Annotated in this window: 15 protein-coding genes and 1 pseudogene; 5 read left to right on the forward strand and 11 right to left on the reverse strand. The window is 68.2% G+C overall.

The window, feature by feature from the left end:
* The first annotated feature begins 236 nt into the window (after positions 1–236).
* Positions 237–1,031 carry a signal peptidase I gene (gene lepB / locus IU452_RS03025; RefSeq protein ID WP_324192408.1) on the forward strand — a complete coding sequence of 265 codons (795 nt, stop codon included), beginning with the start codon at positions 237–239 and terminating at the stop codon, positions 1,029–1,031.
* A 39-nt stretch (positions 1,032–1,070) separates the two neighbouring features.
* On the opposite strand, the gene eccB is transcribed toward lepB, so the two are convergent.
* A complete protein-coding gene (gene eccB / locus IU452_RS03030) occupies positions 1,071–2,582 on the reverse strand; it encodes a type VII secretion protein EccB (RefSeq protein ID WP_195107287.1) in 1,512 nt (503 codons plus the stop codon).
* 115 nt (positions 2,583–2,697) lie between these two features.
* Here eccB and eccE point away from each other — a divergent pair, with 115 nt between their 5' ends.
* On the forward strand, positions 2,698–4,341 hold the full coding sequence (gene eccE / locus IU452_RS03035) for a type VII secretion protein EccE (protein ID WP_195107288.1): 1,644 nt from the start codon (positions 2,698–2,700) through the stop codon (positions 4,339–4,341).
* On the opposite strand, the gene IU452_RS03040 is transcribed toward eccE, so the two are convergent.
* A complete protein-coding gene (locus IU452_RS03040; RefSeq protein ID WP_195107289.1) occupies positions 4,342–4,902 on the reverse strand; it encodes an NADPH-dependent FMN reductase in 561 nt (186 codons plus the stop codon).
* A 137-nt stretch (positions 4,903–5,039) separates the two neighbouring features.
* Between IU452_RS03040 and IU452_RS03045 the strand changes: the two genes are divergently transcribed.
* Positions 5,040–6,035, forward strand: coding sequence for a GAF domain-containing protein (locus IU452_RS03045; RefSeq protein ID WP_195107290.1), 996 nt, complete (start codon positions 5,040–5,042; stop codon positions 6,033–6,035).
* A gap of 26 nt (positions 6,036–6,061) precedes the next feature.
* Here IU452_RS03045 and IU452_RS39390 read toward each other — a convergent pair whose 3' ends face one another.
* The 3 genes and pseudogenes from IU452_RS39390 to IU452_RS03060 all read right to left on the reverse strand — a co-directional run bounded on the left by IU452_RS39390 (position 6,062) and on the right by IU452_RS03060 (position 8,281).
* Entirely contained in the window at positions 6,062–6,865 is an 804-nt protein-coding gene (locus tag IU452_RS39390; RefSeq protein WP_195107505.1) for an NAD-dependent epimerase/dehydratase family protein, read from the reverse strand.
* 327 nt (positions 6,866–7,192) lie between these two features.
* A pseudogene (locus IU452_RS39395) lies at positions 7,193–7,429 on the reverse strand (NAD-dependent epimerase/dehydratase family protein); the annotation flags it as partial.
* Positions 7,430–7,471: 42 nt separating this feature from the next.
* Positions 7,472–8,281 carry an S-methyl-5'-thioadenosine phosphorylase gene (locus tag IU452_RS03060; protein ID WP_195107291.1) on the reverse strand — a complete coding sequence of 270 codons (810 nt, stop codon included), beginning with the start codon at positions 8,279–8,281 and terminating at the stop codon, positions 7,472–7,474.
* Between the two features lie 134 nt (positions 8,282–8,415).
* On the opposite strand from IU452_RS03060, the gene IU452_RS03065 reads away from it, so the two are divergent.
* The gene (locus IU452_RS03065) at positions 8,416–8,748 is read left to right on the forward strand and encodes a metal-sensitive transcriptional regulator (RefSeq protein WP_195107292.1); all 333 of its coding nucleotides are present in this window, start codon (positions 8,416–8,418) and stop codon (positions 8,746–8,748) included.
* Positions 8,749–8,814: 66 nt separating this feature from the next.
* On the opposite strand, the gene IU452_RS03070 is transcribed toward IU452_RS03065, so the two are convergent.
* A complete protein-coding gene (locus IU452_RS03070) occupies positions 8,815–9,648 on the reverse strand; it encodes an LLM class F420-dependent oxidoreductase (RefSeq protein WP_195107293.1) in 834 nt (277 codons plus the stop codon).
* A gap of 160 nt (positions 9,649–9,808) precedes the next feature.
* Between IU452_RS03070 and IU452_RS03075 the strand changes: the two genes are divergently transcribed.
* A complete protein-coding gene (locus IU452_RS03075) occupies positions 9,809–10,261 on the forward strand; it encodes an Hsp20/alpha crystallin family protein (protein WP_195107294.1) in 453 nt (150 codons plus the stop codon).
* Between the two features lie 178 nt (positions 10,262–10,439).
* On the opposite strand, the gene IU452_RS03080 is transcribed toward IU452_RS03075, so the two are convergent.
* From IU452_RS03080 to rpsD, 5 genes are all read right to left on the reverse strand, one after another.
* Positions 10,440–11,303: a hypothetical protein gene (locus tag IU452_RS03080; RefSeq protein WP_195107295.1), complete on the reverse strand. Its 864-nt coding sequence runs from the start codon at positions 11,301–11,303 to the stop codon at positions 10,440–10,442.
* Positions 11,304–11,354: 51 nt separating this feature from the next.
* On the reverse strand, positions 11,355–12,206 hold the full coding sequence (truA, locus tag IU452_RS03085) for a tRNA pseudouridine(38-40) synthase TruA (RefSeq protein ID WP_195107296.1): 852 nt from the start codon (positions 12,204–12,206) through the stop codon (positions 11,355–11,357).
* A 78-nt stretch (positions 12,207–12,284) separates the two neighbouring features.
* Positions 12,285–12,818 carry a 50S ribosomal protein L17 gene (gene rplQ / locus IU452_RS03090; RefSeq protein WP_195107297.1) on the reverse strand — a complete coding sequence of 178 codons (534 nt, stop codon included), beginning with the start codon at positions 12,816–12,818 and terminating at the stop codon, positions 12,285–12,287.
* A 62-nt stretch (positions 12,819–12,880) separates the two neighbouring features.
* Entirely contained in the window at positions 12,881–13,939 is a 1,059-nt protein-coding gene (locus IU452_RS03095; protein WP_062509558.1) for a DNA-directed RNA polymerase subunit alpha, read from the reverse strand.
* Positions 13,940–14,051: 112 nt separating this feature from the next.
* Entirely contained in the window at positions 14,052–14,657 is a 606-nt protein-coding gene (rpsD, locus tag IU452_RS03100; protein WP_195107298.1) for a 30S ribosomal protein S4, read from the reverse strand.
* Positions 14,658–14,670 lie beyond the last annotated feature (13 nt).

Raw genomic sequence — 14,670 nt, forward strand, 5'->3', positions numbered from 1 at the left:
TTCAACTCCCCCCAGACTCCCGGCCTCAAAGTCGCACAGCGACCTTCGAATGTCAAGCCGGATAATACATTTCATCGCACCTCGGCGAATCATTCGCAGCCGCAACTAATAGCCACGTCTGTGACTTGCATCACACCATGGAACGCTTTCGTCGGATGATGCGTCAAATCCATCGATTACACCGAAAACCCTTGATACCGAAGACATTTTCGTGACTGCGGTATAACGTGTCCGCCGTGGCCGAGGAGAGCGAGTGGGCACGCATGACCGGGACCGATGACAGATCAAGCGAAGAGTCGACGGAAACCGAAGAGCGAGCGAAGGAACGGAAGAAACGTTCGTTCCTCCGGGAACTTCCCATACTCGTCCTGGCCACCGCGGTGATCGCGGCCCTGGTGGTGAATTTCATCGGCCGGCCGTACGTTATTCCGTCCGAATCGATGGAGCCGACTCTGCACGGTTGTTACGGCTGCACCGGAGATCGAATCTTCGCGGAGAAGATCGAGTCCTACTGGAGCGATCCCCAACCCGGTGATGTGGTGGTGTTCGCCGCCCCGACCGAGTCGTGGAATTCGGATTACCGTTCGGTTCGATCCAGCAATTCCGTGTTGCGCGCCGTGCAGAACTTTCTTTCCTACTTCGGCCTTATCCCGCCCGACGAAAAGGATCTGGTGAAACGGGTCATCGCGGTGGGCGGCCAAACCGTCCAATGCTGCGACAGCCGCGGACGAGTCATGGTCGACGGAAAGCCCCTGGACGAGCCCTACGTCATCAACGACAGCCCGTTCGACCCCAACGACCCGAATGTGACCGTGGAGAACAAGGGCCGAGCCTTCGGCCCGATCCCCATCCCACCGGACCACCTGTGGGTCATGGGCGACAACCGCCGCAACTCCTCCGATTCCCGCTTTCACCAAAGCGACGAATTCAACGGCACGGTCCCGGTATCGGCCGTCCGCGGCAAGGCCGTCTTCAAGATCTGGCCCCCGAACCGCATCGGCCCGCTGAGCTCCCGAAACCACCAGCACTAGTCGAAACGCCAGCGGTGGCTTCACCGTCTCCGACGGCTGTCAGTTCTGCGGGACCTGCTGGCCCTCCTGCTTCGGCTTCACCAACTGCTTGGCGGGGTTGGGGTCCGGTGCCACGCCGTCGTGGGCGACCATGGCCTCCTCGCGGCCGAGGGAGGGGCCGGGGGCGAGCCCGCCGACGATGGCGTAGGGGGCCGGTTCCGGCTTGGCCTTTTCGGCGTCCATCCCGAGGGCCTTCTCGGCCTCGGGGTCCTTGATGCCGTAGCGGACGCCGGTGTCGGCGATGAAGAACTTGGCGTCCTTGCGTTGGCTGTCCGGTTCGATGCCGGTGGTCTGGACGAAGACACCGGAACCCGGGGTCTTGTAGAAGGCGTCGACATTCGGGCCCGAGCCGTCGGCCTGGGCCAGCTGCACGGTCCGGGCATCGTCGGGCAGCGGCAGCACATGGCCGGTGAGCACCGACAATTCGGCGTGGCTGGTGGCGCCCGCCTTGTCCTCCGCACCCGCGATCGGCTTCCAGGACATGCAGCCGACCGGCTGATCCTTGCCCTCCACAATCGTCGGCGCAGTCTCCGGGAACTTGTCCACGGGCAGTGCCGATGCGGGCGGTGCATACGTGCGCACGGAGTTGTCGATCAATTCATCCGGCGTGGACTGCGGAAACTTGCCACGGATGATTTCGGCGGTCAGCGGCGAGATCGGCTGCAGGCCCTCGTAGAGCACCACGAAATAGTGCTTGCCGTCGTTGTTCTGGGTCTGGACGACATCGCTGATCCGGTGGTTGGCGATCGGATAGGTCGGGATGCCGCCGGGATCGTTGATCTTCGGCGCGTCGATCGGCAGCACCTCGGGGATCGCGTTGAGCAGACCTTCGCTGATGGGCCGCGGGGTTATGCCACGGATCTGCAATGCATTCGTGACGGCCGGTTCGGTCATGTTCACCCTGGCGCGCTTGTTGTCGTAGATCAGGTAGACGGCGTCCTTACCCTGCACCAGCAGAGCCTTACCGTGATCCATGACCGTGGCCTTGGTGCCGAGAACCGGATCGTCCGCGATCACCGTCGTGGTCAGGTCACGGCTGCCGTCGACCTTCAACTCATCGCAGATCGTCCACGCTCTTCCCTTGCCGTCGGTGGCGAAGTTCAGGGAGCTCGGTGCGCCCGGGATGCCGATCAGGGCGCCCAGGGGCTTCTTCGACAGCTCGGATTCCTTGATGGAGACGGCTTTCGCCGGTTCGCCGACCGCCAGGCGGGCCGAGGCGAGGTTCAGGGCCGGGTGGACGACGCCGTCGACGACGGCGTAGACCGCGCCGGAGTCCTTGCCGATGAGGATCTTGTTGTCGCCGATGGAACCCTGGGGGCGCAGCAACGCCAGCACTCCGGCGCCCGCCAGGACCAGGCAGCCCAGAATGACGCCGGCCGCGTAGGCGCGCGACTGCGAGCGCATCGGGTCGTGCAACATCCGCACGTCCCGGCGCACCAGGGCATGCTCCATCCGCCGGACCAGGAAGCGGTAACCGCTCACCTGCCAGCGAGTGGTGGGTTTTGAAGGCATGAGTCCTCCCCCGAACAGTGCTCGCGTTCGCTCAACACAGTACAGTTCAGCAGGACCGAAGTTCAGCTCGGCCGCCGAGAACAGGCCGACACGGGGTACTTGGGGGACGACGACGATGGCCGAACCGGGCGGGACGAACACTCGCCGGCTGTTTGGACGGATTTCGCTGCCGAATCTGTTGGCGGCGCAGCTGCTCGGATTGGCCGTCGGGCTGACAGTACTGGCCGTGCGCGTGCAGTGGTGGTACGCGCTGGGTGGAGCGGTCGCGGCCGGTCTGCTGCTGTTGATTCCCCTGGGCAAGCGCACACTCGCCGACTGGATCGCCACCGTGTGGCGGTATTGGACGCGCACCGATTACGAACTCGGCGACACCGTCGATTTCCGTGGCCCGGACGGCCGCTCGCTCGGTCTGTACTGGGAGGGCAGCCGAGTGGTCGCGGTGGTCGAGGTGCTGCCGCCCAAGGGCGGGCTCACCCGCATCGACCGCAATACCGTGCACGCCTCGCACCTGCTGCCGCTACCCGAGCTGGCGCAGTGCCTCAGCCAGCACGACATCCTGCTCAGCGGCATCGACATCATCAGCCACGGCCACCGCAGCCGCTCCGGCACGCCCGCCGGGCCGATCTACGAGTCGCTGCTGGGTCCGCTGCCGGCCACCGCCCATCGCACGGTGTGGCTGGCCATCAGCTACGACGCGCTGGCCTGCCCGGAAGCCGCCGACCGCCGCGGCGGCGGGACCGAGGGCGCGAGTCGTGCCATCACCATCGCCACCCAGCGCATCGTGCGGGCGCTCGAGGACGCCGACTGCTCCGCGCGCGTCCTGACGGCACCCGAAATCCGCACGGCGGTTTGGCAGATCACCGGCGGTGCCGATCCGCGCACCATCACTCATCACTGGCGTTACGCCGAACTCGGCAACAGCGTCAACATCGGCGCCGCCGTCGATCCCCGGCGCTTGGATTCGGATCTGCTGGCCCAGCTGTGGGTGGCGCCGTCGCGGGGTACCACGGTCGCGGTGCGGCTGCGCCCGGGCAGCGCCGCCGACACCGTGAACCTCGGCGCCGCATGGCGATTGACCGCGCGGGAGCTGCCGGAGAAGGCCAGGCGCAAGGCCATGGTCTCGATGAACGGGCGGCATCGCCAGGGCCTGCTCGCGCATCTGCCGATCGCCGTCGGGAGCGTGGACGATACGGTACCGCTGGCCGAATATCCGATCGATGTCGTGGACGCGCTGCGGCTGCCGTCCTCGGGCTGCGGTCAGCTGATCGGCTCCGACGACGAGGGCAACGGTGTGGCGATCCGGCTTGTCGGCCAGGGCATTTCCACCGTGTACGTGGCCGGTGAGCTGTATCTGGCGCAGCAGATCGTGTTCCGGGCGCTGGCCGTCGGCGAACGCATCCTGATCCGCACCGATCGCCCGGAGGCCTGGGAGCAGCTGGTCACCACCATCGGCAATCCGCAGCGGCTGGCCATTGCCGTCGAAACCCACCAGAGCGACGCCGATTTCACCGCCGCCGTGGTCGACGGGGTCCTCGCGCCGGCACCGCACGCCGGCGTCACCACGATCTATGTCAGCGGCGACCCGCGCAGCTGGCCCGGCGGCCGTCCCGACCTGTCGATCTACCAGCCCGGCGCGATCGGCAACCGCGTGGTCCTGCGCACCGGCACCGCTCAGGTGGATTTGACCCTGGTATCGATTCCGCGCGAGACGACCTACATCGGCCAGCCCCGCGGCCGTCGCGCAATGGCCACCCAGTAGTCAGCCCGGATACGGATCGGTCTCGCGGGCCGTCCGCAGATGCCGGGCCCACCATGCCAACTGGCGCAGCAGGCGCTGAGCCGCATCCACGGCCGCGCCGTCCCGGGTTTCGCCGTCGGCGTCGAACTTGCGTTTGGCCTCGTGGAAGCTGACGCTCTCGCGGATCGACACCATGTGGATCTCGGCCACGACCTGACGCAGCTGCTCGATGGCGCGCAGGCCCCCGGACAGGCCGCCGTAGCCGACGAATCCGATGGGCTTGGCCCGCCACTCGTGCTTGGCGGTGTCCAGCGCGGTCTTCAGCGACGCCGGATAGCCGTGGTTGTATTCGGAGGTGACGACCACGAACGCGTCTGCGGCGGCGAGGCGTTCGCGGTAGGCCTGCGACTCGGGTGTCGGCGACAGATCCGCCGGTAGCGGGGTATCCCTGAGATCGATGACGCCGACGTCGAATCGGTGATCCGCGCGGGCGGTGCGCAGAAACCAGTCGGCGACCACCGGTGCGAACCGTTCGGGCCGCACGCTGGCGACGATGACCTCGAGCCGCAGCGGATTGTCCATGGCGCGAGCCTAATAGCGGCCCGGACGACGGGGAGGGACCACCCTCGTACACCGCCGCGGCGGTGATGGTGCACGATATTCGCCGGCTATCACGGCCGTGCGGCGGAACCGGCGATCTCGGGAAGGGGGCGGATGCGGTGACTATCGGGGAGTGGCTGCTGATCGAGACGCTCGACGGTCTCGAGAGTGGATCGGTGCTGGCGGTCGGTACCGCGCCGAGGCAGTGGAAGTCGCTGTCGCGGACCGTGCCTGCACGGCTGCTGCCGCTGGTCGCCGAGGCCTTCGAGAGCCGTCTGCCCGTCGCCCGGGAGTTGCCCAGGTCCCGGCACGCCTGGTCGCGCCGACACGCGCGTGCGGTTCCCATTGCTGGGCCGGACGGATGCGTGCACGGCGTGCAGTTCTGGGTGGGCGGCGACGATCCGCCGCAACCGCCGCCGGTGGCGCCGTTGTTGCTCGACTCGAACAGCCGCCGCACCCAGGTGCTGTCGGCCGGGCTGGGGCCGGCGTTCGACCACGGGCGGTCGGTGTGGTTCGGGGCGGAATCGTTCGAACACGTCGAACGGTTCGACGGGGCGCTGGATCTGGTCGCCACGGTGAGCCGCGCGGCGCCCGGCGCGCGCTGGCTCGGCGAGGTCTCGGTGCGCGCCCGCGACGGCCTGCGGACGCTGCTGCTGGCCACCCGCAACATCACGGGCGATCGGTACCGCTGGCGTGGTCTACTCGCCGATGTCACCGACAGCGTTCCGCCGCAGGGCAAATCGTTCGAGGCGACGACGGTCGATGCCCTGGTCAGTACGAATCCGGGCCTCTATCTGGCGGTGGTCGATACGGCACGGGTGCGGTTGATCCGGTGGATCAGCGCACCGGTGCCGGGGTTGCGCTGGGCGGGCGACACCGACGAGCGGACCATGCCGCATCCCGGCGACCGTGCTCGAATCCTCGCCGCCCGCAGCGACATTCTGGCCGGAATGCCCTTCCGCGCCGTCCCCGGCCTGCGTCTGGCCGCGGTGGACGGCGGCTGGTTGACCGTCGACGCCGAGGTCTCTCCCCTCCCGTACGGCCCACCCGACGGCAGCCCACCCGAATTCGCCCTCGTCCGCATCGAATTGCGGTCGACCCCGGGTACCGCATAGCCCATCCCGGGCGAGAAAGCTTCGGGTCAGGGGCGAGCGAAGGTGCGGGCTGTCGCGTAGTCCGCCAGGCCCTCGGCAGGGGCGATTTCGGCGGTGAAGGCGAGGGCGTGGCGGGCGCGCTCCGGGTGGGCGACGATGTGGCGGACGTCGGTGACGCGGTATTGGCCGCTGACCACCGGTTCCGGGCCGCCGCGGGCGCGGGACATGATGGAGGCCACCTCCCACAGCGTGATCGGATGGCCGGAGGCGATGTTCAGCGGGACGAAGCCCGGGAGCGGACGTTCCACGGCGGCGAGCGTGGCGGCGGCGGCATCGCGGACGTGCACGAAATCCCGGGCCTGGCCGCCGTCTTCGAAGACGAACGGAGCACGACCGGCCTCGAGTTCGGCGCGGAATCGGGCCGCCACCCCGGAATGGGCGGCCAGGGCGGCATTCTCGTTGACCGGGTCGCCGTACACATGGTGGTAGCGCAGCACGGTGACCGCCGCGCCGGTGGTGATACCCCAGGCCAGCGAGTAGTGCTCCTGCGCGACTTTGCTTGCGGCATAGGCGGTCCGGGGACGCAGCGGGGAGTCCTCGCCGACCGGCTCCCAGGTCAGGATCTCCCCGGTGCGCGGGGCCCGGTGGTCGAACATGCCGCGGTCGAGATCGGCGCGCCGCCGCACGCCGGGAAAGAACGGCCCGCTGTGTGCTCCGCGGTAGCGCCCCTCCCCGTACACCGACACCGAGGAGCCGAGCACCAACCGCCGAATCCCGGCTCGTTCCATGGCCGCGAGCAGGACCGCGGTGCCGAAGTCGTTGTGCGATGCGAAAACCGAGGCGTCCTGCATGGTCGGCTCGCCGGGCCGTACCGCCGAGCTCGGTCGGCTCACCGGCCGCGCTGTCGGTTCGGTCCCCCGCTCGCCATCCGGTGCGGCGTTGGAACCCGTTGATGCACTGGGCGATTCGGCGGAGGAAACCGCTGGCGAATCCGAGTCGGGGGTGCCGGGCCCGACCTCGGCCGAGTCACCCGACCCCGACGAGTCCGCGCTACCTCGATCGACCACCTTCCGGCCCGGTTCCGACGAACCGCGTTCCCCGGCCTCGGTCGAGCCCGCGGCGGCAGACCCGACCGCGCCCACCGCAGCATCCGCACCCTCACGGCCGAAGGCCACCGAACCCGGCGGGACGGCCGCGGCGAGGTGACACACCACCTCGACCCCTCGCAGCAGCGGGTCCAGCGCCTCGGGGTCGCGGATATCGATCAGCGAAACACCTTCGGGCACAGCGGGATCTGGGCCATGGACGGCGGCGACCATGGCATCGATGGCCACCACGTCATGCCCGGCCGCGGCGAGAACCCGGTGGACATGCGATCCGATGAATCCGGCGGCCCCGGTCAGCAGCACGCGCATGATGTCGCCCCCTCGTCCTGTGCCGTCCGAGTGCTCATGGGCTCAGGGTAGTTCGAAAGGCAGCGCGACCCCCGCATGAACACGGCAGCGTTCGCAGGTCTCGGTGCCCTCGGCCGCCGACACCGCCTGCCGGACAAGCTTCTTGAACGGCACCAGATTCTTCTCGAATTCGGCGAAGACCTCCACGGCGCTCACACCCGTACCGGCCTCCAGCCCGGCATCCAGATCGGTGACCAAAGCGATGGCGGCGTAGCACATTTCGAGTTCACGGGCGAGGACGGCCTCCGGAAAACCGGTCATATTGACCAGCTCCCAGCCCTGCGCGGCGAACCAGCGGCTCTCGGCGCGGGTGGAGAAACGCGGCCCCTGCACCACGACCATCGTCCCCGCGGCTTTCAGCGGCAGCTCCGGGACCGCCGACGCGATGGCCGATGCTCGCAGCTCCTCACAGTAGGGATCGGCGAAGGAGACGTGGATGCCGCCGTTGTCGAAGTAGGTCTGGGGCCGGCCCGACGTCCGGTCCACCAGCTGATCGGGGACGGCGACGGTGCCCGGCCCCCAGTCGGCACGCAGGCTGCCCACCGCGCACGGCGCGAAGACGCGGCGCACGCCGATCGACCGCAGCGCCCACAGATTGGCCTGATACGGCACGGTGTGCGGAGAGTATTCGTGTTTGCGGCCGTGCCGCGGCAGGAACGCCACCTGGCGGCCGTCGATGTCGCCGACGGTGATCGGTGCGCTCGGCGCACCGTAGGGTGTGTCGATCTCGAGGGTGGTCGCGTCGTCGCCGAAGAAATCGTAGAAGCCGCTGCCGCCGATGATGGCCAGCGCGGGCCGGGGAACCGAACTCATGTGCCGATTCTCGCGCACCCGGGATCGCCGGGACGCATCGCCTCATGCGAACGCGCGCATCCGTGCCGACCTGACAATTCGTACAATACGTTGTACCCTAGGGGGGTATCAGACCGAGCAAAGGCGGAGCGAGGATGACCGAGGACCAGATCACCACGGCGGACCAGCCCTGCCACGACCACGCCACGCACGGCTACATCACCGCCAAGGACGACTACCTCAAGCGCCTGCGCCGGATCGAGGGCCAGGCCCGCGGCCTGCAGCGCATGGTCGAGGAGGAAAAGTACTGCATCGACATCCTCACCCAGGTCTCGGCGATGACCAAGGCCCTGCAGGCCGTGGCCATGGGCCTGCTCGAGGATCACATCAGCCACTGCGTGGTCGACGCCGCGGTGAAAGGCGGGCCGGACGCCGAGGCCAAGATCAAAGAGGCCACCGACGCCATAGCCCGCCTGGTCCGCTCCTGACCTCGGCCCCGGCCAAGAGCATGCCGGGGCCGAGGTGTTCGGGTGGTGCGCCGGGGCCTCGTGACGTCAGGCCCGTTCGGCGAGGGCGGGGGCCAGCGCGCGCAGGGTCGGCAGGAATTCGTCGGAGGCGACCTGGATCGCGACCTGGTCGGCGCCCGCCGCGAGATGGGCCACCAGGGAGTCGGCGATCTGGTCCGCGGTGCCGTGCAGCGCGAGCGCGTCGATCAGGCGGTCGCTGCCGGGTGCGGCCACGTCCTCGTCGGTGAAGCCGAGTCGCTTCAGATTCGATACGTAGTTCTTCAGGCCCAGGTAGAACTCCACCCGCGGCCGGGCGGTCAGGCGCGCCTGCACCGGATCGGTATCCAGCACCACCTTGTGCTCGGCGACCAGGAGGGACCCGTCGCCCAGAATCTCGCGCGCCTGGCGGGTGTGTTCGGCCGTGGTCAGGTACGGCAGGGCGCCCGCCGTGCGGTCGCGCGCCAGCTCCAGCACGCGCGGGCCGAGGGCGGCGAGGGCGCGGCGCTCCTTCGGCACCCCGGCCTCGTCGAGCACGTCGAGATATTCGACGAGAGCGTCATAGGGCTTGCGGTAGACGTCGGTGTGCTCGGGATGCCCGGCACCGACACCCAGGATGAAGCGGCCCGGGAACCGCTTGTCGATCCGGTGGAACGATTCGGCGACCTGCTTGGCCGGGGCCGACCAGATATTGACGATGCTGGTGCCGACGCGCTGGGCCTCGGTCGCCTCCAGCAGGGCCTCGACCCCCGGCAGCTCGGCCACCGGCGAGCCGCCCAGCCACAGCGTGTCGTATCCGAGGCCTTCCAGCTCGCGCGCCGCCTCCGGCGTGAACACCGAGTAGTGCGCCCATACTCCGTACCGTCCGAGTCCCTGAGTCGTCATGTTCGATCCGAACCGCGGTGCGCCCGAGAGTATTCCGCGGCTCGAATACGCCGCACCGGGACCTAGCACTCTAGCGGTGAGAGTGCTAAATTTGTCGGTGGACAGCATACGGCGCCCGCCGCCGTGGCGGGTGTCGCCACTGGATATGGAGGTGATTCCTGTGCTGAGGTTCGATCCGTTCCACGACATCGACACCGTTGCCCGCCAGCTCCTGGGAGAGACTGCCGGCACAGCACGCGCGCCACGTTTCATGCCGATGGATCTGTTCAAGGCCGGCGATCACTATGTGCTCAACGCCGACCTGCCGGGCGTCGACCCCGGTTCGGTGGATGTCAGCGTCGACAACGGCACCCTCACCCTGAAGGCCCAGCGCAGCCTGCCCAGCGATCAGAACGTGCAGTGGGTCGCGTCCGAGCGCTTCGCGGGCACCTACATGCGCCAACTCACCCTCGGTGAGGGCATCGACACCGACAACATCTCCGCCACCTACAACGACGGGGTGCTGTCGGTCACTCTCCCGATCGTGGAGAAGGCCAAGCCGCGCCGGATCGAGATCAGCGGAATGGGGAAGGGCCCCAAGACCATCGAGGCCGGCTCTTCGGGCAGCAGCTGAAGAGCCAAGCTCCCCCGCTGGCTACCGCTGTCACGGTGACACCGGCGGGGGCGTCCCTCGAGAAGTGAAGGAGGTGGTGGCCGCATAGTGACGACCTCGAATACAGAAGACACGACCTTCGAATAGGCAACGGCGGCCGCGGTTTTCGCCCGCGGCCGCCTCTTCGTGCCGGCGGGCCCTACGCGAAGTTCGGATGGACGTGTTCCGGAACGGGTTTCGCGGGCATCGGCAGCGCCCGCAGGCGGGCACGCAGGACGACGTCGGTCACCGCATACGGGATGTCGTCTTCCTCGGGCTCGGAGGGGTCGAGGCCCAGTTCGATGACTTCGCGGTCGTGGGCTTCGCGGACGCCGAGGGCGGCCTCGACCTGCCAGCGGAATTCGTCGGGCGAGATGGGCGCCTCGGGGGCGGATTCTTCCTCGTTGGTCATGCGGCGGGCCTCGGCGAGACCCTCCTCCCCGACGAAGGGGGCCAGGTCGTTGACGGCGCCGCAGTCCTCGTCGTCGACGAAGAGCAGGAAGCCGTCGCTGCGCCCGGCACGGCGAAAGCTGCCGTACAGGACCGAACCCACACCCTTCCCCTCGGACCAGCGGAAATAATCACCGGCGGTCACCGGTTCGGCCAGTTCGTTCACCCATTCCGGGGCGGTGATCCCCGCCGCGACGAGCTGGTCGGCGGCCTCCATCGCGATCGAGCGCGTCGGCTCCGGGGTCAACGCCGCGACACAGCGCAGGAACGCCACCGAGCCCGGGCTCGCGAGTTCCTCGGCCTCGGCGATGAACAGGCGGGCGAAGATCTCCGCGGTATCCGGGCCGGTGCCGTAGCCGACCGCGAGCAGCGAACCGGCCAGGTATTCCCCGTCCACCGCGTCCTGCACGTTCTCGAATTCCCCGAGGGTGGCGGCGGCGCTGTCGAGCATCTCGCGGACCGCGGGATGGTCCGGACCGATACCTTCCTCCGAGGGCACGAGCGTGTCCGCCTGCTCGGCCACGCGTCCCTGGTTCTTCTTGCCGTTCTTGCGGCCACGACTTACCGGACTCATGTGGGCCGAGTCTGCCACGTGCGATGCCCGAGGCTCCGGGCAACTCGCCGCTCAGCCGCCACAGCAGCCCTCACCGGCCGGTACGGTGCGCATTTCGCGCGTCTGAGCGTTGCGTGCGGCCAGTTCGGCATCGGGCGGATAGTCGACGGCTACGAGGCTCAGGCCGTGGGCGGGGGCGACGGTGACCGAACTGGAGCGTTCGCGTTCGTCGAGCAGCGCGGCGACCCACTCGGGGGTGCGGCGGCCTTCCCCGACGGCCAGGACAGCGCCGACCAGGCTGCGGACCATGGACCAGCAGAACGCGTCGGCGCTGACATGGGCGGTCAGCAGGTCACCTGCCTGCTCCCAGTCGAACCGCTGCAGTTCGCGGACCGTGGTGGCACCCTCACGGCGACGGCAGAAGGCGGCGAAATCATGCAGGCCCAGCAGCTTTGCGGAGGCCTCGCGCATGGCGGCGAGATCGACACCGGGACGGCACGGGACCACGCTGCGGGCCTGCAGCGGTTCGGCGCCGTACGGCGCGGTGGTCAGCCGGTAGGCGTAGTGACGGCGAATCGCCGAGAATCGAGCGTCGAATTCGGGCGGGACGACGCGGACGCCGGTGATCCGCACATCCTTCGGCAGGAAGCGCGCCATGCGGTGGATCAATGCGGGGCCGTCGGGTGCGGAGGTGGTGTCGAAGTGCGCGACCTGCCCCTCGGCGTGCACTCCGGCGTCGGTGCGCCCGGCGACCGTGAGCTGGATCGGCTCGCGCAGGACCTTGCTCAGCGACTCCTCCAGCACGCCCTGCACGGTCCGCAGGCCCGGCTGGCGGGCCCAGCCGATGAAATCGGTGCCGTCGTAACCGATATCCAGTCGTACCCGAACCGCAACGGTTTGCTGGGCCGGATCCTCCGCGATCACAGCGACCTCCTGGTTAACATGGGCGAGCCCGCCGACCCGGAGGGGACGGCGGGCTCACGCGGCATGTGAGGGAGCGAATTACTCGCTCTTGTCCTCGGCGGCCTTCTCCTCGGCAGCCGGGGTCTCCGCCTCGGTCGCCTCGGCCTTGGCCTCGTCGGCCTTCGCCTCGTCGGCCTTGGTCTCCTCGACCGGGGCCTCCGCCTTCTGCTGCGACGCGGCCACCCGGCGCGCGCGCTCGGCCTCGTTGGTCACGGTCTTCTCCCGGACCAGCTCGATGATGGCCATCGGCGCGTTGTCGCCCTTGCGGGGCAGGGTCTTGATGATCCGGGTGTAGCCACCCTCGCGGCCCTCGAACGACGGTCCGATGTTCGCGAAGAGGTTGTGCACCACATCCTTGTTGCGGATCACCTTGAGCACCTCGCGACGGTCGGCAAGGGTGCCGGCCTTCGCCTTGGTGACGAGCTTCTCGGCGTACGGGCGCAGCGCCTTGGCCTTGGCCTCGGTGGTCGTGATCCGACCGTGCTCGAAGAGCGCCGTCGCCAGATTGGCGAAGATCGCCTTCTGGTGCGACGCCGACCCGCCGAAGCGGGCACCCTTCTTGGGCTTGGGCATTGTTGGAATCTCCTTAAGGAAGGCCCCCTGAGTCGGACACAGCGCTGCGTCCGCTGGTTGGCCTAGAGCTGTTCGGTCTCGGCGTAATCCTGTTCGCCGCTGTCGGTGTCGCTGAACGAGCCGCTGTCGCTCCAGGTCCCGCTGGCGGCGTCGTAGCCGACGACGCTGGAGGGATCGAAGGAGGCCGGGCTGTCCTTGAGCGAGAGGCCCAGCGAGTGCAGCTTGACCTTGACCTCGTCGATGGACTTCTGCCCGAAGTTGCGGATGTCCAGCAGATCCGATTCGGTGCGGGCGACCAGCTCGCCGACGGTGTGCACGCCCTCGCGCTTGAGGCAGTTGTACGACCGCACGGTGAGGTCCAGGTCCTCGATCGGCAGCGCGAACGAGGCGATGTGGTCCGCCTCGGCCGGGCTGGGTCCGATCTCGATGCCCTCGGCCTCCACGTTCAGCTCGCGCGCCAGGCCGAACAGCTCGACCAGGGTCTTACCGGCCGACGCCAGCGCATCCCGCGGGGAGATCGAGTTCTTGGTCTCGACATCCAGGATGAGCCGGTCGAAGTCGGTGCGCTGCTCGACACGGGTCGCCTCGACCTTGTAGGTCACCTTCAGCACCGGAGAGTAGATCGAATCCACCGGGATCCGGCCGATTTCCGCGCCCGAGGCCTTGTTCTGCACGGCCGGGACGTAGCCGCGACCGCGCTCGACGACGAGCTCGATCTCCAGCTTGCCCTTGTCGTTCAGGGTGGCGATGTGCATGTCCGGGTTGTGGACGGTCACACCGGCCGGAGGCACGATGTCACCGGCGATGACGGCACCCGGGCCACTCTTGCGGACGTACATGGTGACCGGCTCGTCCTCTTCGGACGACACGACCAGGCCCTTGAGGTTCAGGATGATGTCGGTGACATCCTCCTTCACGCCCGGGACGGTGGTGAACTCGTGCAGCACGCCGTCGATGCGGATGCTGGTGACGGCCGCGCCCGGAATGGACGACAGCAGCGTGCGGCGCAGCGAGTTGCCGAGGGTGTAACCGAAGCCCGGCTCCAGCGGCTCGATGGTGAACCGCGACCGGTTCTCGGTCACGACCTCTTCGGTCAGCGTCGGTCGCTGTGAAATCAGCATGAGGATCTCCTCCTTCAGGGGCGCCCGCTATTTGACGCCCACGAATTGGTTCCCCGGTCCCCGGCATTTTCTCTGAGGGAATGCCGGGGCGAGGACAGCAAGCTCGAACCGCTTACTTCGAGTAGTACTCGACGATGAGCTGTTCGTTGATCGGCACGTCGATCTGCGCACGCTCCGGCAGCTGGTGGACCAGGATCCGCAACCGGTTCGGCACGACCTGCAGCCAGCCCGGGATCGGGCGGTCGCCGACGGTCTCGCGCGCCACCTGGAACGGCAGCGTCGGCAGGCTCTTCTCCTTGACATCGATGATGTCGTACTGGGAGACCTGGTAGCTCGGGACGTTCACCTTGACGCCGTTGACCAGGAAGTGGCCGTGCGAGACCAGCTGACGGGCCTGACGACGGGTCCGGGCCAGGCCGGCGCGGTACACGACGTTGTCCAGCCGAGTCTCGAGCAGACGCAGCAGGTTGTCGCCGGTCTTGCCCTTCTGCCGGTTGGCCTCCTCGTAGTAGCGGCTGAACTGCCGCTCCATGATGCCGTAGGTGAAGCGCGCCTTCTGCTTCTCCTGCAGCTGGACCAGGTACTCGCTCTCCTTGATCCGCGCGCGGCCGTGCTGGCCCGGCGGGTAGGGACGACGCTCGAACGCCTGGTCACCGCCGACCAGGTCGACGCGCAGACGACGCGACTTGCGGGTGATGGGGCCGGTGTAACGGGCCATTTCGCTCTACCTT

It is taken from the genome of Nocardia transvalensis (assembly GCF_015477765.1).
Taxonomy (GTDB): Bacteria; Actinomycetota; Actinomycetes; order Mycobacteriales; family Mycobacteriaceae; genus Nocardia; species Nocardia transvalensis_A.